The sequence below is a fragment of the Citrobacter sp. wls826 genome, assembly GCF_005281245.1.
GTDB lineage: Bacteria > Pseudomonadota > Gammaproteobacteria > Enterobacterales > Enterobacteriaceae > Citrobacter > Citrobacter braakii.
The window spans coordinates 183,673-188,511 of sequence record NZ_SZWS01000055.1; the positions used below are offsets into that span (position 1 = coordinate 183,673).

General features: G+C 54.0%; 3 protein-coding genes. 2 read left to right on the plus strand and 1 reads right to left on the minus strand.

What is annotated here, in order from left to right; genetic code table 11:
- Positions 1 to 1,632: methyl-accepting chemotaxis protein (gene tsr, locus FDW87_RS16680; protein ID WP_137380000.1), on the minus strand; the 1,632-nt coding region annotated here is incomplete at its 3' end.
- Between the two features lie 191 nt (positions 1,633 to 1,823).
- Here tsr and FDW87_RS16685 point away from each other — a divergent pair.
- Both FDW87_RS16685 and btsT read left to right on the plus strand, forming a co-directional pair.
- Entirely contained in the window at positions 1,824 to 2,366 is a 543-nt protein-coding gene (locus FDW87_RS16685; RefSeq protein ID WP_049269948.1) for a hypothetical protein, read from the plus strand.
- A 289-nt stretch (positions 2,367 to 2,655) separates the two neighbouring features.
- On the plus strand, positions 2,656 to 4,806 hold the full coding sequence (gene btsT / locus FDW87_RS16690) for a pyruvate/proton symporter BtsT (RefSeq protein ID WP_003830033.1): 2,151 nt from the start codon (positions 2,656 to 2,658) through the stop codon (positions 4,804 to 4,806).
- The last annotated feature ends 33 nt before the right edge of the window (positions 4,807 to 4,839 follow it).

The following is a 4,839-nucleotide window of genomic DNA, read 5'->3' on the forward strand; positions in this document are numbered from 1 at the left end:
CGTTACCGCAGCTTTTCGCGGCTGGACCGTTGAAACCGGTTTAGCGGCAGCAACGTCACGCGCGCGCTGTTGGTCATGCTGAATACGGAACACGGCAACGGCCTGGGTCAGACGGCTGGCCTGCTCTTCCAGCGCCGCAGCGGCGGCGGCGGATTCTTCCACCAGCGAGGCGTTCTGCTGTGTCACACGATCCATCTCAGCAACGGCCAGACCAACCTGGTCGATACCGCGGCTCTGTTCATCAGAAGCAGAGGCGATTTCACCCATGATATCGGTCACGCGGGTTACCGCATTGACGATCTCATCCATGGTTTCACCAGCGCTTTCTACCAGCGTTGAACCCACATCCACACGGCTGACCGAGTCTTCAATCAGGCTCTTGATCTCGCGCGCGGCCTGCGCACTACGCTGGGCCAGGTTACGAACTTCACCCGCAACCACCGCAAAACCACGGCCCTGCTCGCCCGCACGCGCGGCTTCTACCGCGGCGTTGAGCGCCAGAATGTTGGTCTGGAAGGCAATGCCGTCGATGACGCTGATAATGTCGGCGATTTTCTGCGAACTGGAAGCGATGTCGCGCATGGTTTGCACCACGTTATCCACCACTTTGCCGCCTTTCTGCGCGGTTTCAGAAGCGCTCAGGGCCAGATGGCTGGCCTGACGCGCGTTTTCGGCGTTCTGCTTCACGGTCGCCGTCAGCTGTTCCATGCTGGCTGCGGTTTCTTCCAGAGATGCAGCCTGCTGCTCGGTACGCGAGGAGAGATCGTTGTTGCCCATCGCAATCTCGCTGGCCCCGCTATAAATCGCGTTGGCACCGTTACGCACATCACCCACGGTGTTCATCAGCTCACCCTGCATATGACGCAGGCTTTCCGCCAGTTGGCCAATCTCGTTGGAACCTTCCACCTCAATACGCTTCACCAGGTCGCCGCTGGCGATATGACGAATGCTGTCGATCAGACGGTTCATTGGGGAGATAAGAGTCAGTTTGATGCCGAACCAGACCGCAACAATTGCCGCCAGTACGGTAATCAGTACACAGACCAGTACCCACATCGCCTGGCTGTAAGAGCTGTTGTTATCTGCCACCGCGATGTCATACAGGCGATCGTTCTGCTGCATGTAGTTGATGTATGTCTTCTCAAAACCATCCTGATAGCTCTGCGTGGGTTGATCAAAGAACGCGTTGATCTTCCCATCACCCAGTAACTGGATCAGCTCCGCCAGCGCGCCGTGATAGATGTCATAGGTGCGGTTGATCTCCTGGAACGCGGCTTCACTTTGACGCGGATCGCGCGGGAGCGACTCGTAAATCGCCCAGTTTTTTTCCGTCAATTTCAGCGCCGTGCTGGCTACCTGCATCAGCTCAGCAACGGTCGCACCGCTGCCGATATTGCTCTGATCCATCATGTAGCGAATACCCGCCCGGTTCAGGGTATTACGCGTTTGCAGCAGCTCAACCCAGGTGGCGTTCAGCGCAGACTGCTGCTGGCGAATGGTTTGCAGAACGGTAAAGTTCTCTTTGTCATTCTTAAGTGAGTTAAAAAACAAGCCGCCGGAGGCGAGCTGTAAAAGGCCAAATAGCGCCAATACCAGCAGTAAGCTGGTAACAATCTTCATTCGTTTTAACATGTTTTCTCTTTCCGCTAGACAGATACTCTGGTTTTCGGCCTGGAAAGAGAAAACTTTATGGTGTCAGCAATTGCCACAGAATTATCGTTTTCACATTAAATCCCGTTCCCTATGGCAAATTACGCAAAAAATTTGTCGTTCCGTTGCGCCTTAGGTGTAGGATTCCCGTTTTTTAAGGAAAGGATGCTTCTATGTTGAATCGCGATTTTGATCACCTATCCACTCTCGCACACCACTTTTTTGAACGTGAAGATGTTCGTCAAAAGCTCAATATCATCGATCAGTACAACATCTCCGGTTGGGAAGTGTGGATGCAGATAGAATTTGCCAATCTGTTGGCTTCGACGGGTCATGAATGGTGGCGTGAACAGACCCTCGCTTGCGATCTGCGGAAAAATCCACAGCGTGTGTCTGTGCGTGCAGATTTCTTATTGCGGAAAAAGGGCTGGACGCAAGACAGCTACATTGCGCTTGAGCTCAAGCAGAACCAGGATCCGACAAGCTGCGTCAGAAATATGATTGCGGATTTGGTTAAAAGCGCAAAAATCAAACGTTCGGAATTAGAGCTACGTAGCTTCTGGACGCTAGGGGTAACACCCCGCATAGACAAAGAGCGCCTCGATGAACTGATTGACTATTATCTGGATGAAAAATATTACCTGACTAAATCACGTAAGAAACATGTGTTGCTTAAAGACATCGAACAAACGCCTTACTGTTATATCGTGATCTAAGTATCTCAGTGAGATGCTTCGTCAGTTAGAAAACACGGCATGTAGATGGGCGAACACTATAATGCCGTGATCTCAATCACATAAATTCCCCCACTCACCCCCATTGCTTACCGCTCACTGACACTTGGGACCGCTTAAGCTGACATACAACCGCTCACTTATTTACCTTACTTTACGCGCGTATTTCTCTGGCAAGATCCCCCCAACATAGCAGTCAATTTACCTCCTCAAACACAAGATCAAACCCACGCGGCTTCGGCCAATTATTAATTAGATACCAGGTTTTACTATGGATACGAAAAAGATATTCAAGCACATACCCTGGGTGATTCTCGGAATCATCGGTGCATTCTGCCTCTCGGTAGTGGCATTACGTCGGGGTGAGCACATCAGTGCCCTGTGGATCGTGGTCGCCTCAGTTTCTGTTTATCTGGTGGCCTATCGTTACTACAGTCTGTACATCGCCCAAAAGGTGATGAAACTTGACCCGACGCGTGCCACGCCGGCGGTCATCAACAATGACGGTCTGAACTACGTTCCAACCAACCGTAACGTATTGTTTGGCCACCACTTTGCCGCTATCGCAGGTGCGGGTCCGCTGGTTGGGCCGGTACTGGCCGCGCAGATGGGCTATCTGCCCGGTACGCTGTGGCTGCTGGCGGGTGTCGTGCTGGCCGGTGCGGTGCAGGACTTCATGGTGCTGTTTATCTCTTCACGCCGTAACGGCGCATCTCTGGGTGAGATGATCAAAGAAGAGATGGGCCCGATCCCGGGAACCATTGCGCTGTTCGGCTGCTTCTTAATCATGATCATCATCCTTGCGGTACTGGCGCTGATCGTGGTGAAAGCGCTGGCTGAAAGCCCGTGGGGTGTGTTCACCGTCTGCTCAACCGTACCTATCGCGCTATTCATGGGGATCTACATGCGATTCCTACGACCGGGTCGTGTGGGCGAAGTGTCGGTGATTGGTATTGTGCTGCTGGTTGCGTCCATCTACTTCGGCGGCGTGATTGCTCACGACCCGTACTGGGGCCCGGCGCTGACCTTTAAAGACACCACCATTACCTTTACCCTGATCGGCTACGCGTTTATCTCTGCGCTGCTGCCGGTATGGCTGATCCTCGCGCCGCGCGACTATCTGGCTACCTTCCTGAAAATCGGCGTTATCGTCGGTCTGGCGGTGGGGATTGTTATCCTCAACCCGGAACTGAAAATGCCGGCGATGACTCAGTACGTTGATGGTACTGGCCCGCTGTGGAAAGGCGCTCTGTTCCCGTTCCTGTTCATCACCATCGCGTGTGGTGCGGTCTCTGGCTTCCACGCGCTGATCGCTTCTGGTACCACACCGAAGCTGCTGGCCTGTGAAACCGACGCGCGCTTTATCGGTTACGGCGCCATGCTGATGGAATCCTTCGTGGCGATAATGGCGCTGGTTGCCGCGTCCATTATCGAACCGGGTCTGTACTTCGCAATGAACACCCCGCCTGCGGGCCTTGGCATCACCATGCCGAACCTGCATGAAATGAGCGGCGAGAACGCCCCGTTGATTATGGCGCAGTTGAAAGACGTAACCGCACATGCGGCGGCGACCGTCAGTTCCTGGGGCTTCGTCATTTCGCCTGAGCAGATCCTGCAGACCGCGAAAGACATCGGTGAACCGTCCGTTCTGAACCGCGCAGGTGGCGCGCCGACGCTGGCCGTTGGTATCGCTCACGTGTTCCACAAAGTGCTGCCGATGGCTGATATGGGCTTCTGGTACCACTTCGGTATTCTGTTTGAAGCACTGTTCATCCTGACCGCACTGGATGCCGGTACCCGTTCTGGCCGCTTTATGCTGCAGGATTTACTGGGGAACTTCGTTCCGTTCCTGAAAAAAACCGACTCTCTGGTTGCGGGCATCATCGGTACTGCGGGCTGCGTAGGCCTGTGGGGTTACCTGCTGTATCAAGGTGTTGTTGACCCGCTGGGCGGCGTTAAGAGCCTGTGGCCGCTGTTCGGTATCTCTAACCAGATGCTGGCTGCCGTGGCACTGGTTCTGGGCACCGTGGTACTGGTTAAAATGCAGCGCACCAAATACATCTGGGTTACCGTTGTTCCGGCTGTATGGCTGCTTATCTGCACCACCTGGGCGCTGGGTCTGAAACTGTTCAGCACTAACCCGCAGATGGAAGGCTTCTTCTTCATGGCGAATCAGTACAAAGAGAAGATTGCTAACGGCGGCGAACTGACCGCTCAGCAGATTGCCAACATGAACCACATCGTTGTCAACAACTACACCAACGCAGGCCTGAGTATTCTGTTCCTGGTGGTGGTGTACAGCATCATTTTCTACGGGTTCCGTACCTGGCAGAAAGCCCGCGCCATCAACGGTCGCTCTGATAAAGAGACGCCGTATGTACCGGTGCCGGAAGGCGGCGTGAAGACCTCTTCACATCACTAACCGTATTCAGCCCCGCTTCGGCGGGGCTGCTTT

Bases quoted from the DNA above. Each gene is read 5' to 3' on its own strand.
- FDW87_RS16685 (WP_049269948.1), top strand. From the start codon at position 1,824: ATGTTGAATCGCGATTTTGATCACCTATCCACTCTCGCACACCACTTT.
- btsT (WP_003830033.1), top strand. From the start codon at position 2,656: ATGGATACGAAAAAGATATTCAAGCACATACCCTGGGTGATTCTCGGA.